This window comes from Chloroflexota bacterium (assembly GCA_026710945.1).
In the GTDB taxonomy this organism is placed as follows: domain Bacteria; phylum Chloroflexota; class UBA11872; order VXOZ01; family VXOZ01; genus VXOZ01.
Genome location: JAPOQA010000016.1, coordinates 71,108 through 86,679, shown reverse-complemented (window position 1 = coordinate 86,679; position 15,572 = coordinate 71,108). Strand labels below are relative to the sequence as shown.

Sequence of the window (15,572 nt, the reverse complement as noted above, 5' to 3'; positions counted from 1 at the left end):
CACCATGGCATTTGATGAAATGGTAGGCCTATTAAGAAACCACGGCTTCGACGGCATTCTCTGAATGAGCTAGTCGCGGCTGCGCTGCAAAATGGAGACTCTCTCCCTGTACATTCACGATTACAACAGAGCCTTCAACGAGCTCGCCGTTGAGTAGCATCTTGGCCAGCTTGTTTTCGATTTCGCGCTGCACATACCTGCGCAAGGGCCGGGCACCATAATCGTGATCGTACCCATTCTCAACCAGTAGGTCTTTGGCAGCCGGGCTCACGTCCAGTGTGACATCGCGTTCATCCAAGCGCTGGCGAATTTCAATGAGCATACGCTCGACTACTTCCCGCAACTGCAGCTTATTCAAGTAGTGGAAGACAATAATCTCATCGATACGATTGAGGAACTCGGGCCGGAACGTCTGCCTGAGCTCTCTGTGCAGCTTCGCCTTGATGGATGCAAAGTCTTCCCGTTCCTCGTCTTTGCCGCCGGGTTGGAAGCCCAGCACTCCGTTGGTGCTGAGCAAATTCGCACCGACGTTGGACGTCATAATGATAACGGTGTTGCGGAAGTCGACAACATGCCCGTGGCCGTCCGTCAAGCGCCCATCTTCCATAACTTGCAGCAAGGTATTGTAGACGTCGGTGTGGGCCTTCTCAATCTCATCGAAGAGCACCACCCGGTAGGGACGCCGTCGGACCGCTTCCGTCAGTTGCCCGCCCTCTTCAAAGCCAACATAGCCCGGAGGCGCGCCAATGAGGCGGCTCACACTGTGGCGCTCCCGATACTCCGACATGTCGATGCGCACCAAGGCGTCTTCATCATCAAACATGAATTCGGCGAGCGCGCGGGCGAGTTCGGTCTTGCCAACCCCCGTGGGGCCCACAAAGAGAAAGCTTCCGATAGGACGCTTGGGATTCGCCAAGCCGGAGCGAGAACGACGAATTGCTTCGGATACGGCCACGATCGCCTCTTCCTGATTGACGATGCGCGTGTGGAGCTCCTGTTCCATCTGCAGGAGTTTTTCTGTTTCCTCCTGAAAGAGCTGGGCCACCGGGATTCCCGTCCACTTTGCCAGCACCTCTGCGACGTCTTTTGCGCCAACGTCATCGCGTATTGCCCGGCTGCCGAGCCACTCTTTGCGAGCCGACTCGTATGCTTCTCGCTGCCGCAGGTGCTCAGTACGATAGTTGGCAGCCTTCTCGTAGTCCCGATTCTGCCAGGCCGTTTCCTCTTCCTGTTCACACTGCTTCAGTCTATTCTCCAGCTCCTTGATATCTGCCGGCATGCTGAAGATTTCCATGCGCACTTTTGCCGCCGCTTCGTCAATGAGGTCGATCGCTTTGTCCGGCAAGAAACGTTCAGTGAGGTACCGATGCGATAGCTTCGCCGCAGCGGTCAATGCGCTATCTTCCACTCTCAGCCCGTGGTGTTCTTCGTACTTGTCGCGTAGGCCCTGCAAGATCGCGATTGTGTCCTCAACAGAAGGTTCTTCAACATAGACCGGCTGGAAGCGCCGCTCGAGAGCGGAGTCTTTTTCGATATGGCGACGGTACTCATCCAAGGTCGTCGCGCCGACAACCTGCAGTTCACCCCGCGCTAAAGTGGGCTTGAGGATGTTTGCCGCGTCAATAGCGCCTTCAGCACTGCCCGCGCCGACCACGGTGTGAAGTTCGTCGATGAACAGGATGACCTCGCGCTTGGTCTTCTGCACTTCATCGACGACACCTTTGAGACGTTCTTCGAACTCGCCTCGAAACTTCGCGCCTGCGAGCAGCGCGGCCATGTCCAAAGCGATGACACGTTTATCCCGCAATTGCTCCGGGACGTCTCCGTTTACGATGCGTTGGGCCAGCCCTTCGACAATTGCCGTCTTGCCGACGCCGGGCTCCCCCATGAGAACGGGGTTATTCTTGGTGCGCCGCGAAAGGACCTGCATCACGCGACGAATCTCTTCATCCCTGCCAATGACGGGATCGAGGTTTTCATCCCGCGCAAATTGTGTCAGGTCCAAGCCATAGCGTTCGAGCATACGGTACTTAGACTCTGCCTCGGGATCTGTAACCCGATGAGAGCCGCGAACCTTCACCATTGCCTGATAGATTTTCTCGCGATCGATGCCGGCTTCCCGCAAGATGCGGTAGGCATCTCCCTCCTCAATGCCGGATATCGCGATCAAGAGATGCTCGGTCCCGACGTATTCATCTTTGAGGCGGACTGCTTCCTTCTCAGCCACCTCAAGCACGCGCTGGGCACGCGGCGTCAGATAGTACTGCGCTTGTCCACCCTGCCCGAATGACACGTGCGGCCGCGGCCGCAACGACATTTCCAAGCCTTGCTCAAGTTGCGCGACATCCACACCTAACGTGCCCAGCATCTGGGGTACGAGGCCGTCTTGTTGGCTGAGAAGCGCCAGCATGATGTGTTCAGTGTCAAGCTGATTGTGGTTATGCTGGAGCATTGTCTCTTGGGCTTTTGCAAGTGCTTCTTGCGCCTTTGTAGTGAAACGGCTATTCCACGCCATGATCCATCGTCCTTTTCGTTCCGCCTCCTCAATTGAATTGGGAAGCGATAGTTCTCTCCGAGGATTGCTTGCGCCTTTTTATAGGAAAACAGGCGCCGTCACAGGGGAGTTTAGCTCTTTGCCTCGTTGCTTCTAGTAGTTTTGCGTCACTCGTTGCAACAAACCCTTGAGCCGAGCAATCTCTGCTTCATACTGTTCTCGCTGTGCGGCGAGTTTCTCATCCATTTCTTGCTGGAGTCTTTCCATGCGCTCGGTGATATTGAGGATTACCTCTACCCCGGCGAGATTAACGCCAAGGTCATTTACGAGGCGCTGGATCTGCTCCATTCTCTCCAAGTCGGCGTGTGAGTACAGCCGTACATTGCCCTTCGAGCGACGAGGCTTGACCAATCCGAGACGCTCGTAGTGTCGCAGCGTTTGGGGATGGACACGCAGCACTTCAGCTACGACACCGATTGCATAGAATGGCCCCTCGCCTTCGAAGCGGATGTCCATGAAATCCCTCAATCTCTCAGAGCAGCCTTGCCGCCATTCCCACACGTACCATTTAGGCAGTTACCGGGCTACCCTTGCGAAGTTGCGCTAATTCTGCAAAGAGCTCTTTTTCGCGTGGAGTCAGTCCCTTTGGCAAGCGAACCTGAACCCGTACGTACAGACTGCCGCGCTCGCCGCTCTTTAGTCTTGGCATACCTTGGCCGGCAAGACGAAATACCTGACCGTTTTGAGTCTCAACCGGAATGCGCATAACAACGCTGTTGCCGTCTGGCATCGGCACCTTAACTTCAGCGCCCAGGACGGCGTCAACCAGGTCCACTTGTACATTCACGTGCAAGTCGTCCGATTTCAATTCAAAGCGAGGGTCCACGGCAATCTTCACAATCAAATACAGGTTGCCGCGTACTCCATTCTTTCCAGGATGTCCTTCTCCTGCGACTCGGATACGAGAGCCTTCACGCACACCGGCCGGGATCTTTACGTCGAGCCGGCGTTGCCTCATTCGAGTGCCACTACCCCGGCACTCCGTGCACACCATATTCTCCGTGCGCCCGAGACCGGAACACATGGGACATTGAACCGGGACTTGCAGGTTAAAAGTGCGGTTGGTGCCGGCGTAGGCTTCTGCGAGCGTGACCTCGATCTCTTGTTCTAAGTCTCGGCCTAGTTGATCACCTGAACGCTGTGCACGACCGAAGAGCGACTCGAAAAAGTCTGAGAAACCGCCGGGCCCAACGTTGCCGCGACCGAAGCGATCGAAGTCAATGCCGCCGAGCCCACCTAGGTCAAAGGGGAAACCGTCACCAGCGCCGGTCCGGGCATGCGTTTGCCAGGAACGACCAGACTGATGTGCTGCCCGCACCTGATCGTAGCGCGCCCGCTTCTTCTCATCCCGGAGCGCCTCATACGCTTCATTTATCTCTTTGAAGCGGTTCTCTGCGCCAACGTCACCAGGGTTCACGTCCGGATGATACTTGCGGGCAAGCCGCCGATAGGTCTCCTTAATTTCCTTCGTCGAGGACTTTGGCGTAACGCCCAGTACCTTGTAGTAGTCCTTGAACTCCATTGCACTCTCTTTACAGCGCAGGGTGTAACGCTAAGCTACAAAACCTGGCGCCGTCTATGGTGTCTCCATCAAGTCCTCATCCGCTTGGCGAGTCTGCGCCACCCGGACTCTCGCGGGACGCAGTACCGTGTCGCCAAACAGATAGCCGGTCTGAATTTCGCCAACGACCGTATCTGCAACCTCGTCGCCCTGTACCGGCTGCACTTCTACAGCTTCGTGAAAACGTGGATCGAAGAACTCTCCCACGGCCGAAATACGCTTTACTTCCAGACTTTCCAACGCATCGTGAAGCTGCACCAGGGTCATGCGAACTCCGGTGAGTAAGTCTTCAACAGTGTTCACCTGATGCTGCTCCTGATATGCAACTGCTCTCTCAAGGTTGTCGACAACAGGCAGGATAGCGTAGAAAATCTGCTTCTGGCCGTCGCGGACACCCTCTGCGATGAATTGGACTGATCTCCTGCGGTAATTCTCTAAATCGGCCCGCGCACGCAGGAATCTATCCTTGTACATCTCGGCTTCCTGCGTCGCAGCAGCAAGTTGCTCTTTCAACGTTGTCTCTGAGCTGGGTTCTTCTGTTGGTACATCTTCATCGGCTTCACAGGCTGGCGAGCCCTGAACTTCCTCATCCCACCCCGGAGAAGCAGCGCTGACTTCCGGGTTTCCCCTACCTGACTGTTCGCTTTGTTGAGACTGTGCCACGAGATTCCTACCTCCCACAGAGCGGTGGCTGATTAAGGCGCCGTTGTGCTACCGCTTCTCACTGTCTGACGATTCCGCCTTATCGTCAGTTTCCGATTCATCTGTGGCACGGAATTCAGCATCGACGACACTGTCATCCGTAGTTTCGGTGCTGCTTTCTTGCGGGCTTGCGGCAGCGCCAACCGGATCGCCGTCTTCACCTTGCGCGGCGCCGGCCTTGGCATACATGGCCTCACCAATCTTCAAAGACGCTTGCTCCACCTCTTCCACCGCCGCGTTGATGCTCGTTGCATCCTCGCCCTTCAGTGCCTCGCGCAGTCTTTCCAGCGCTTCCTCAACAGCCGTGCGGTCTTCCTCCGGCACCTCGTCGCCGAGGTCCTTGAGTGTTCGTTCCGTTTGGTACAGGAGCGTGTCCGCGCGGTTTCGCAATTCCACTTCCTCTGCCCGGGCGCGGTCGTCGTCGGCATGCTCTTCGGCTTCCTTGACCATCTGGTCCACCTGCTCCTTGCTGAGCGTGGTGGAGGCGTGGATAGTCACATTTTGCTCTTTGCCGCTGCCCAAGTCCTTGGCCGTTACGTTCAAAATGCCATTGGCGTCGATATCAAACGTGACTTCAACCTGTGGTACGCCGCGCGGTGCAGGCGGGATGCCCTCCAGACGGAACTGGCCTAACAGCATGTTGTCTTTTGCCATTGGGCGTTCGCCCTGGAAGACCATGATGTCTACGGCATTCTGACCGTCTTGCGCGGTCGAGAAAATCTCGCCCTTCCGGGTCGGCACAGTAGTGTTGCGCTCGATCATCTTCGTAAAGACTCCGCCGAGCGTCTCGACACCAAGACTTAACGGTGTTACGTCAAGTAAGACGACGTCCTGCACCTCGCCACCAAGCACGCCAGCCTGGATAGCCGCGCCAACGGCCACAACTTCATCCGGATTGACGCCTTGGTGGGGGTCTTTGCCGATAAGCTTCTTGACCAGTTCTTGAATCACCGGCATGCGGGTTGCGCCACCCACGAGCACCACTTCATCAATGTCATTGGGGCCAAGCGCGGCATCACTCAAGGCCTGCTGGAAGGGTCTCTGGGTACGCTCAGTTAGCGTGGCGGTCAGGTCTTCGAACCGGGCGCGCGTCAGGGTGTGGGACAAGTGCTTTGGACCGTTCTGGTCGGCGGTGATGTATGGCAGATTGATCTCTGTCTGGACCATTGTGGAAAGCTCAACCTTGGCTTTCTCCGCAGCTTCGATCAAACGTTGCAGTGCCTGCCGGTCCTTGCGCAGGTCAATTCCTTCATCGCTCTGAAACTGCTCTGCGAGATGGCTGACGATCTTGTCGTCGTAGTCGTCTCCGCCGAGATGGGTATCCCCCGCCGTAGACTTGACCTCAAACACGCCATCGCCAACTTCAAGAATTGAGACGTCAAACGTTCCTCCGCCCAAGTCCCAGACCAGAATAGTCTCTGTAGTCTTCTTCTCCAGACCATACGCGAGAGATGCGGCGGTGGGCTCATTGATAATGCGCAGCACCTCCAGGCCGGCAATCTGGCCCGCATTTTTCGTGGCCTGCCGCTGGCTGTCATTGAAGTACGCCGGCACGGTGATTACGGCCTGCGTGACCTCCTCACCGAGATATTTCTCAGCGTCGCCCTTGAGCTTCTGCAGGATCATCGCGGCGATTTCTTCCGGGGTAAAGTCTTTGCCCAGAGCCGGAACCGCAACTCGCGCTTCCCCTTTTGGGCCCTTCGTAATCGAGTAAGCAACCAGTCGGTTTTCGTTCTGCACTTCATCTTGGCGATGGCCCATGAAACGCTTGATAGAAGATACCGTATTTTCCGGATTCAGCACGGCTTGGCGTCTCGCCAATTGGCCTACCAGGCGCTCTTCACCCTTGGTGAAAGCCACCACAGAAGGGCAGAGGTCTCCACCTTCCGAAGTTGGGATGACTACCGGGTCACCGCCTTCCATCACTGCGACCACGGAGTTGGTCGTGCCTAGGTCTATACCAATGATTTTGCCCATACTCGCTATGCCTCCTCAGCTATCGTTGGACTGATCGGTGTTACAACCGGGTGACTCTCTGGCGGTGGCGCCGGGAGTCTCCGCTTTCTTGTCGGGAAATTCGTCTTGCTCTTGTTACTCGAATCGGCCTTCAATAATGCGGCGTCAAGCACCTCATCCATGGTGTCGGCCCAAATGATCTTCAACTGATCGAGCGCTTCCTTGGGAACATCCTCCAGGCTATGCTTGTTCTTGCTGGGAAGAACCACGGACTGCATGCCCGCTCGGTGGGCCGCGAGCAGCTTCTCTTTGAGCCCGCTCACCGGCAGCACCCGGCCGCGCAAGGTGACCTCACCGGTCATCGCAATGTCTTTGCTCACGGGACGTTGGGTGAAGATGGAGACAATCGACGTTGCCATCGCCACCCCCGCGGAAGGTCCTTCCTTTGGCACGGCGCCAGCGGGCACGTGCACATGGAGGTCGTTCTTTTCAATGACGTCCGCCGCGATGTTGAATGCCCGTGCCTTAGCGCGCGCAAAGGAAAGTGCCGTCACTGCGGACTCTTGCATGACTTCTCCCAGTCGGCCTGTCAAGATCAGATTGCCCTTGCCTTTCATGAGTGCAGCTTCTACCGTGCTGATCTCGCCGCCTGCGGCGGTCCAAGCTAGACCGGTAACCACGCCGACCTCATTCTGCCGCTTGTCGGGCTTCGTGTTGAGCTTCTCCGGTCCCAGCAATTCCTGCACGCGGCGGGGACCGATGCGAACCGACTTCTGTTCGCCTGCGGCTACCAAGCGCGCGACTTTCCGGTCGATGGTGGCGATCTGCCGTTCCAAGTTCCGCACACCGGCTTCTGCCGTGTAGCCGCGGACTATTCTGCGCAAACCGTCGTCCGTCATTTTGCATTGCGACCGTGTGAGCCCATGCTGCTTGAGTTGCCTCGGTACCAAGTACCCCCGAGCAATGTGGAGTTTCTCTTCCTCCGTATAGCCCGATATGTTGATGACTGCCATGCGATCGAGAAGGGCGGGCGGGATAGTCTCCATCAAGTTCCCCGTCGCTACAAAGAGGACGTTGGAGAGATCGTAGGGAACTTCTAGGTAGTGATCGGAAAAGCTAAAGTTCTGTTCCGGGTCGAGCACTTCGAGCATGGCGCTTGAAGGATCGCCGCGGAAGTCGTAGCCGAGCTTATCAATCTCATCCAGCACGAAGACCGGATTATTTACTCCACCTTGTCGCATTCCCTGTATTATCCTGCCGGGTAGTGCGCCAATGTACGTGCGGCGATGACCTCTGATCTCCCCTTCATCACGTACGCCGCCCAAACTAATGCGAACGAACTTGCGGTCCAAGGCTCGTGCTATCGAACGGCCGAGAGACGTCTTGCCTACCCCTGGTGGACCTATGAGACAGAGTATGGGGGTCCGCGCATGCTTGGCGAGGCTGCGCACGGCCAGATACTCGAGAATGCGATCTTTAACTTTGTCGAGACCATAGTGATCTTGATCCAGGATTGTCTTGACTTGGCTTATGTCAATTTCTTCATCTGAGCTACTTGCCCACGGCAGCCCGAGGAGCCACTCAAGGTAGGTGCGCACAATGCCGACTTCAGGTGACGCCGATGGCATGTTGCCCAAACGTCCGGCCTCGTGCCGCGCCTTGTCCTTTACCTCGTCCGGCATGTTCGATTCTTCGATGGCCTTTTTGATTTCTTCGATCTCAGCCAGTTGTGGGTTGGCCTCTCCCAGTTCACGGTGGATCGCCTTTAGCTGTTCTCGGAGGTAATACTCGCGCTGGGCTTTCTCCATGCCCTGCTGGATCTCGCCTTGGATGCGCGACTTGACCTCAGAGATTTGCAGTTGACGGGCCATAATGCGGTAGACGCGCTGCAGCCGTTCCACGGGGTCGATGATGCCGAGCAGTACACGCCGTTCATCCAAGGTCAGCTCCGGGGCGTAGCCAAACAGGTCAGCAAGGCGACCGGGATCATCCATGCCCCGCGCCACCGCTACCGCGTCGCGCGGCACCTGGGGCTCTTTTTCAACGTATGCTTCAATTTGGTTGATTACGCTCCGCACCAAGGCTTCAGTTTCCAAAGTAGACTCGACCACCTCATCAACAGCTTCGACCTCAGCGATCAAGTGCTTCTTCTTCCAAATGTCGTTCAAGCGGCCCCGTTGTTGGCCTTGGAAGAGCGCCTGATGTTTGCCGTCTGGGAGTCGAATGAGCTGACCTACGCCGGCAATGGTGCCCACTGTGCCGGCATGCTCACGCTTCGGTCGCTTAAGGTTGAATTCCTTGTCTGGCGTGAGAAGCAGCACTTTATGATCGCCCTCAGTCGCCGCCGATACTGCTCGGAATGCAGCCTCATCTTCCAGGCGCAAAGGCACCGTCATATGTGGAAACACAACGGAATCCGTAAGTACTACCACTGGCAGGCGCACAAGTTTTTGCTGTGCTGAGTCCTCGTTCAACTGTTGTCCTTCTTCAGGCAGCTTGGCCATGCCAATGTGTCCTCATCTATTCCCACAGGAATGCTTCACTAAACTCATCTTACAGCTTGAGTGTCTCCGTGTCAACTAAACTGCATCAACGCACATACCCTTATCATACACAGCCATATGAGATATGGCAAAAATATCCGCGTTTTTCGTGTGTTCCCAAAAGAAGCCGTCGGACTTCACAATGCTCACTTCCCCACCAAATACTTGCTAAGTTTGCGCCATTGAAACCAATGGTGGCTCTGCTGGATGACAGCGTTTGATCACAGCATGAATTGTACGCCTTAAGCCTGTATCCGTTAAATGACAAGCCGCCCGGGCGTACGAGCGGCTTGTCATCAGGAAAAATGGAGGAAGGATCGGTGCGTATATGTTTGTGGGCAACATATACGTACATTCAATTTGATGAATACACGAAGGCAGGGATCTCAGTCGAAGAGCAATGCCCTTTGGCGAAGAATTGCGTCGCCCAAGAGTCCTAGCTGCACTTCGTAACGTGTACCGGCATGTTGTGGATGGTATTCGAAGCGAGCACGTTGGAAATACTGCACGATTCGACCATCCTCAACAATTTCTTGTGAAATGGGATAACCAAAGATGTAGATGCCGCCATTCTCGCGGAAAAACTTTAGGAAGGCGAAGTGAACTGAGTGTCCTGTCTCGGGGAAGTACTGTTGGGTCTCTGTAGTCGGCATCGGCGCCACCGTTTCGGCAGCAGGTTCACCTCTGCGGATTTCATTGCCGAGCAGTGTCAGCTGAACTTCATAGGGGGTACCGGCGAATTTCGGATGATACTCAAACCGTGCCCGCTGGAAATACTGGACCGTCATGCCTTCTTCCGTCATTTCTTCGGTGCGGGGAAAGCCAAAGACATCAACTCCACCGAACGCCTCAAAGAACCTGCGAAACCCACCAAAGATGTTGTGCCCTGTTTGATTGAAGTACGTCACATCCGGACCTTCAATTCTTGGCACTGGGTCAGTGGGAAGCTTGTCTCGCAAGCCGATGCTCACCCAAAGATCGTCACCAAGGTTCATTCCACCGGGACCTTGCATGGACCAAACTCCCATGCAGTCGCCGCATACCGTTGGGGCCCGAAGCTCAACACTCACTGCGCCGGTCTGTCCTGGCATGAGGTAGGGCAATGGCACGCTCACAGGCCCTCCCAACCGATTTCTGCCTTTGAAAACCAACCGAAAGTCTCCGTCCCACGGCACGCCGCCGGTGTTCATTACTTTCCAGGTCTTGATAAAATTGCTGCCTGGGAGCACTGCCGTGCCGTCCGGAATTGTCAAGTCTTCTACAAATCGTCCGTCCGGGTCGCTAAAGTATGAGAGAATGCCACTGTAGAGCGAACTTGCAACCTTCTGTTGGTAGCTCGGGTCATTGAGCTTGATTGCTTCTGCGTAGTTGGTCAACGTACCAACCTCCGCGATCACTGCCGGCAGGTTTATCTTGCCAAGGATGTAGTACGGAACGGACCGTACGCCGCGGTCATCTGCTCGGGTGATCTGCTGAAGATTGTCTCGAATTCTACGTGCAAGGTTTCTACTTTGGGCGATTAGTTCTGGCGGTCGTGTGTGGGGGTAGAGGTAGCCACTCTCCGGCCCAAAGAAAACCACCACTCCCGTTCGTGAGGCATCCGCCAGTGAGTCCGCATGAATTGAAACGAAGATGTCTCCATTTGACTCGTTCGCAATCTGCAAGCGGGATTCCAAGTCTGATCTGCGATGGTTCGCGCTGGTTCCCAAAGTTGAGTCATCAACTCGGGTATAGATTGTGGTTGCGCCAGCCGACTCCAAGAGCGACTTGAGCTTGAGGGCAATCTGGATATTAACGTCTTTTTCTCTAAAGCCATTGACTACTGCTCCCGGGTCTTCGCCGCCATGTCCAGGGTCGATAACTATGGCTTTACCGGCGAGTGGACCCGCCGCTTGTACAAAGCTGCTGGGAATTCCTAACGCGGTAAAAACGAAGATCAGCAGGGTTGAGAAAATGGAGACGCAAATAGACCGCATACGTCTTTCGCCGAGGTAAAATACGGCAAAGGCAAGATTGAATGGGAACAAACGAACGTAGAGAGGTCTTACGGGCCTAGTATAGCACGGCGAGATTTAGCTTGCAAGCTCTTGGCTAGATTTCTGCAAAGAAACGATGGGGAGCAGGATCCTGTCCGTGGAAATGGGTCTCAGCGGCGATTTGGGATGGCGAGACCGCCGGCTCTCAATTCGGGACCTCCAACGTCCGTGCCCTGCTTGAGAGCGCAATGGCATCGACCTGTTGGTAGGTTGTCGTGTCGATTACGTGAATGGTTGGGTTGCTCTCTTCAGCGATGTAGAGGTATTGCCCATTGCTGGAGAGCGCCATTGTCCGGGGCCGCTGTCCCACCGGAAAAGTATCCATTACCTGAAGGGTCTCCGGATCGAGCACCTGACAGTATCCCAGCACTCCATTAAGCACGTAGAGGTATTCTGCACTGGGATGCAGTGCAAGCGCGACGGAGCCGGCGCTCGTTGTCGCGCCTTGCTCCACTGTTCCTTCGCGAATATTGACGATTGCCAGGACTCCGGAATCGATCAGTGTCGTGAATAACCGCGCGCCGTCCGGGGCCATGACACTCCGTCCCGGATTCTCCTTAACGTCAATTGTGCGCAGCACGGCTAGCGGGTCCGTGCTCAAGACGGTAATTGATTTACTCAAGTGTCCGACGTGAATGAGGCGAGATCCGTCCGGAGTTAGGATGAGCTGCCCGTAGGAGGGGATATCAGTCGCACTCGACGTAACCCGCTTGGATTCCATGTCGATTGCCACAATACGATAGATCCGATCATCATTGTCTCCCTGGAACCGCATGAGGCCGTACATCGTATTCTCGTCCCGAGGGCGCAGCACTAAGAATGTCGGTTGAACGTAGTCGCTCTTTATCTCGAAGCTTTCATCTTCAGTGCCCGTGGCAGCGTCAAAGCGAACTATCGCCCCCCCGTAGCGGCCGCTGTAGAGATAACGTCCGTCCACGCTACGGACGAGGCTGTAAGTGCGTGAAACATCCTCGAGGCGCGCGATAGGCAAGTTGCTGGCAGTATCAATGAGTGTAAGTGAGTTGTCTATGCCGCCGACAAACAGACGGCCTCCGACACTTGGGCGCAAGGTGACCGGGAGCTCCGTTTCACGCCGCGACACTTCTACTTCGGCGCGCACCAATGCAAAGTCGATCTTACGAACGCCAACGATGTAAGAACCCAACGGCACCTCTGGAATAGTCGCCTTGCCGTCATCCCGCGTGAACGCCTCGGCGAGAAGCTGACCGACGGCATCGTAGAGGGTAACGTGTGCGCCGGTGAGCGGCTCGTCATTGCCGGCCGTTACTGCCACTACCAGCGGCCAACCGGTTCGTGTTACCTGCAGTGGGAGTGCAAGATCGATCTCGCGGCCGCGGGGGGTTTCACCGCGGGCCTGCAACACCAATGCGTTTTCACCAAGCAGCGGGAGGTCTACCGGAAGTACGAACGGGACCCGAAACGTACCGAAGGCATCCGCCCACGTGTGGCCGACCGTAACCGCCGAATCTCCGTTGGGATAGGTAAGTTGGAGCCGGATGAGGGCACCCTCCGGCCAGTGCGCTCCGGTGATGAAAACGGTCCCGCCAAGCTCGGCGCGACTCGGGAGCACGCTAACAACCGGGTCTCCTTCTTCACTCATTTCAATTTCGGGCGACGGATAGTCCGGGACACCGCGAATCCGGTCGTAGAGCACTCCGGCAAAGCCTAATACCAATATTAGGCCCACAACGGTGAGCAAGCTGAGAACTAAGGCACGAGTTCGGTTTGCAGAGAGTGCCATCAGTACTCCTTTGCGAGTCTATCGCTCATCCCAATGGTACTCCGCCCGGTGGCGTGTGGGCAACGGCAAAAGCAACAATTCAATTCGGCGGGGATTGAGAAAAGACTAATTGCCATTGCCCATATGCTAAGAGCTAGAGTTGGACTCTCACACCCGAAGAGGGCTCTGCAACTGTACTACGAGGCAACGCCGAATTTGTCTTGTCTGTTTCGATCTACGAATGAGGCTTTGTGTATAGGCAGGTCAGTAGCGTATAGTCACACTAAATCCAAAGAGCGGTAAATGGGCCGGAATACTTGCCAAGATTGCAAAGTGTGAAGAAGACTGAGACTCTTCCCAGGGCCAACGTTGCATGTGAAGTTTATGGGGTTTGACGGATGAAGTACCTAGTATTCTCAAAGCGACTTGAACACCTTTCATTAGAAGAGATGGCCGCTACCATAACCGACTTGGGCCTGGACGGTGTTGAACTCACCGTGCGCAGTGCCGGCCACAACCTGCCGGAGGCGGCCGCGGGCACGGCCGGCCATGTTACTCCCGATCGTGTGCGCTTTGATCTGCCAAAGGCGGTCGAGGCTTGCCGAGCGCACGGGCTTGAAGTCGGCTGGATTGCGACGGATGTCACCAGTGCCGAGTCACCTTTTGCCCGTGACGTCTTCGCAGTCGCGAGCGATTGCGGCATTAGCCAACTCAAGCTTGGCTACCATCACTACCGGGGCTTCGGTCATCTGCGGCAGCAACTCGACGAAATGCGGCGCGATCTGGAGAGCATTGAGCAACTCTGCCTCGAATACGGAATGCAAGCAGGCGTCCATGTTCATGCCGGCTACTGCTTGTCCGCGGAAGCGATGCAAGTGGAGCGCCTGCTGACCGACTTCAATCCGGCTGCGTTGGGCATCTACGCCGACTTTGGGCACATGGGACTGGAAGGCGCCTATGGTGGCTGGGTGCAAAGCCTGGACCTCATTGCTGATCGCCTTATCATGCTCTCCCTTAAGAACGTGGGTCTCTTTGGCCAGACGGACCCGGCAAGCGGCATCGTCACCTGGGAAAGCAAGTTTGTACCTTTAAAGGAAGGGATCACCCCGTACCGCGAGGCATTACAGTACCTCAAGCAGATAGGCTACAGCGGCTTTGCTTCGTTTCACACCGAATATCAAGGCGCGTGGAGTTGGCGTGAACTCTCGTATGCTGAACTAATCGCGCAGCTTCAGGAGGACATTGCCTACGTCCGACAAATAGCCGCCGAATTCGACTTGTAGCAGGAAGCCGATCCTCCGGGGACTAGGGCGACTTCAGCACTTGCAGCCGAACCTGTCTGAACCCGCCTTATGTGGAGATGTTTTCTTGCTGTGTCTGTGCGCACAATTAGGGGAAAACAGGAGGCCGCCATGACGTATCGTGTGGGTTTGATCGGACTTGAACAGCACGTCGAACGAGTGTTTGGCGCCGTGGACAATGATCCCGAGATTGTGCTTGCAGCGGTTGCCAACGCTGGTGAGCAGGCCGCAGCACTTGCGGGCAAGTACAGTGCCGACATGCATGATGACTATCACGCTCTGTTGGCGCGAGACGATATAGACGTGGTCGCGAGCTTCCAGTTGCCGGTGCACCAAGGTGAGACGGTAATTGCTGCGTTGGAAGCCGGTTTCCCGGTGCTTGCGGAGAAGCCGATGGTGACCAGCCAGCAAGAACTGGACCGGGTTATCGCAATCCTGCAGCAGAACTCCTCGCTCCACATGGGCCAACTCTTTAGCCGGCGGGGAAATCCCGTGTACCGCGCAGTCCGTGACGTGGTGCAAAGCGGCCAAATCGGCGAGGTGGCGCTGGCATACGCCCTCATAGCCGCCACCGAGCGGCGCGGCGTGCGGCCGGAGTGGTTCTTCGACCGGCGGCTCTCCGCCGGCCCGGTGCTCGACTTGCTCATCCACGACATCGACATCGTGCGCTGGATCACCGGCCGAGAGTATCAGAGCGTCATCGGCACGGAAGCCAATATCGGCCGCCCGGACGATGCCCACTACCATAACGTCGGGCAGGTGCTCTTCCGCATGGACGGCGGCGTAAGCGCCGTTATGGAGCACCACCGCCTGGTGCCGCCGAGCCTGGGTCGCATGGACAACCGACTCAAAATCCTCGGCACCGAGGGGCAGGCGGAAGTCACGCATGACGGCAGAGTATGGCTGTATCGCTGGGACGACTCTCAGGAGCTCACCGAGCTACCGGAGCAACAAGACATCTTTGCAAACTTTGTGCGAACCGCCTGCGCGGGCCAAAAACCAATCGTGAGTACCCAGGATGCGGTGCAGAGCATGCAGGCCACCCTCTGCGCCACCGAGGCCGGGTTCACCGGAACCCAGCAGCAGGTACCGCCGGTGCCGGTTCTGCCGGGGCGAACTACGCGCCCAGTATAGAATGGCAATCGCCAGCTACTATGTTGACTAACGAATAGTTGGGC

Annotated in this window: 10 protein-coding genes; 2 read left to right on the top strand and 8 right to left on the bottom strand. The window is 56.3% G+C overall.

The genetic code is table 11. The annotated features are described in order from the left end of the window. Nucleotides 1–31: 31 nt before the first annotated feature. The 8 genes from OXE05_02985 to OXE05_02950 form a co-directional block, all read right to left on the bottom strand. The gene (locus OXE05_02985) at nucleotides 32–2,515 is read right to left on the bottom strand and encodes an AAA family ATPase (GenBank protein ID MCY4436283.1); all 2,484 of its coding nucleotides are present in this window, start codon (nucleotides 2,513–2,515) and stop codon (nucleotides 32–34) included. A 132-nt stretch (nucleotides 2,516–2,647) separates the two neighbouring features. Continuing rightward, the gene (locus OXE05_02980; protein ID MCY4436282.1) at nucleotides 2,648–3,010 is read right to left on the bottom strand and encodes a MerR family transcriptional regulator; all 363 of its coding nucleotides are present in this window, start codon (nucleotides 3,008–3,010) and stop codon (nucleotides 2,648–2,650) included. A 52-nt stretch (nucleotides 3,011–3,062) separates the two neighbouring features. Next, on the bottom strand, nucleotides 3,063–4,076 hold the full coding sequence (locus tag OXE05_02975; GenBank protein ID MCY4436281.1) for a DnaJ domain-containing protein: 1,014 nt from the start codon (nucleotides 4,074–4,076) through the stop codon (nucleotides 3,063–3,065). 54 nt (nucleotides 4,077–4,130) lie between these two features. Next, the gene (locus tag OXE05_02970; protein MCY4436280.1) at nucleotides 4,131–4,778 is read right to left on the bottom strand and encodes a nucleotide exchange factor GrpE; all 648 of its coding nucleotides are present in this window, start codon (nucleotides 4,776–4,778) and stop codon (nucleotides 4,131–4,133) included. Between the two features lie 48 nt (nucleotides 4,779–4,826). After that, nucleotides 4,827–6,794: a molecular chaperone DnaK gene (dnaK, locus tag OXE05_02965; GenBank protein ID MCY4436279.1), complete on the bottom strand. Its 1,968-nt coding sequence runs from the start codon at nucleotides 6,792–6,794 to the stop codon at nucleotides 4,827–4,829. 5 nt (nucleotides 6,795–6,799) lie between these two features. After that, nucleotides 6,800–9,277, bottom strand: a complete 2,478-nt coding sequence (gene lon, locus OXE05_02960; GenBank protein MCY4436278.1) for an endopeptidase La — start codon at nucleotides 9,275–9,277, stop codon at nucleotides 6,800–6,802. Nucleotides 9,278–9,702: 425 nt separating this feature from the next. Then, nucleotides 9,703–11,292: an N-acetylmuramoyl-L-alanine amidase gene (locus tag OXE05_02955; protein MCY4436277.1), complete on the bottom strand. Its 1,590-nt coding sequence runs from the start codon at nucleotides 11,290–11,292 to the stop codon at nucleotides 9,703–9,705. Between the two features lie 205 nt (nucleotides 11,293–11,497). After that, the gene (locus tag OXE05_02950; GenBank protein MCY4436276.1) at nucleotides 11,498–13,114 is read right to left on the bottom strand and encodes a carboxypeptidase regulatory-like domain-containing protein; all 1,617 of its coding nucleotides are present in this window, start codon (nucleotides 13,112–13,114) and stop codon (nucleotides 11,498–11,500) included. 377 nt (nucleotides 13,115–13,491) lie between these two features. On the opposite strand from OXE05_02950, the gene OXE05_02945 reads away from it, so the two are divergent. Both OXE05_02945 and OXE05_02940 read left to right on the top strand, forming a co-directional pair. After that, nucleotides 13,492–14,376: a sugar phosphate isomerase/epimerase gene (locus OXE05_02945; protein ID MCY4436275.1), complete on the top strand. Its 885-nt coding sequence runs from the start codon at nucleotides 13,492–13,494 to the stop codon at nucleotides 14,374–14,376. Between the two features lie 129 nt (nucleotides 14,377–14,505). Further along, nucleotides 14,506–15,528, top strand: coding sequence for a Gfo/Idh/MocA family oxidoreductase (locus OXE05_02940; GenBank protein MCY4436274.1), 1,023 nt, complete (start codon nucleotides 14,506–14,508; stop codon nucleotides 15,526–15,528). Nucleotides 15,529–15,572 lie beyond the last annotated feature (44 nt).

Excerpts from the sequence above, each read along its gene's own strand:
- OXE05_02985 (MCY4436283.1), bottom strand. The coding sequence starts at position 2,515 with ATGGCGTGGAATAGCCGTTTCACTACAAAGGCGCAAGAAGCACTTGCA.
- OXE05_02980 (MCY4436282.1), bottom strand. The coding sequence starts at position 3,010 with ATGGACATCCGCTTCGAAGGCGAGGGGCCATTCTATGCAATCGGTGTC.
- OXE05_02975 (MCY4436281.1), bottom strand. The coding sequence starts at position 4,076 with ATGGAGTTCAAGGACTACTACAAGGTACTGGGCGTTACGCCAAAGTCC.
- dnaK (MCY4436279.1), bottom strand. The coding sequence starts at position 6,794 with ATGGGCAAAATCATTGGTATAGACCTAGGCACGACCAACTCCGTGGTC.
- lon (MCY4436278.1), bottom strand. The coding sequence starts at position 9,277 with ATGGCCAAGCTGCCTGAAGAAGGACAACAGTTGAACGAGGACTCAGCA.
- OXE05_02955 (MCY4436277.1), bottom strand. The coding sequence starts at position 11,292 with ATGCGGTCTATTTGCGTCTCCATTTTCTCAACCCTGCTGATCTTCGTT.
- OXE05_02950 (MCY4436276.1), bottom strand. The coding sequence starts at position 13,114 with ATGGCACTCTCTGCAAACCGAACTCGTGCCTTAGTTCTCAGCTTGCTC.
- OXE05_02945 (MCY4436275.1), top strand. The coding sequence starts at position 13,492 with ATGAAGTACCTAGTATTCTCAAAGCGACTTGAACACCTTTCATTAGAA.
- OXE05_02940 (MCY4436274.1), top strand. The coding sequence starts at position 14,506 with ATGACGTATCGTGTGGGTTTGATCGGACTTGAACAGCACGTCGAACGA.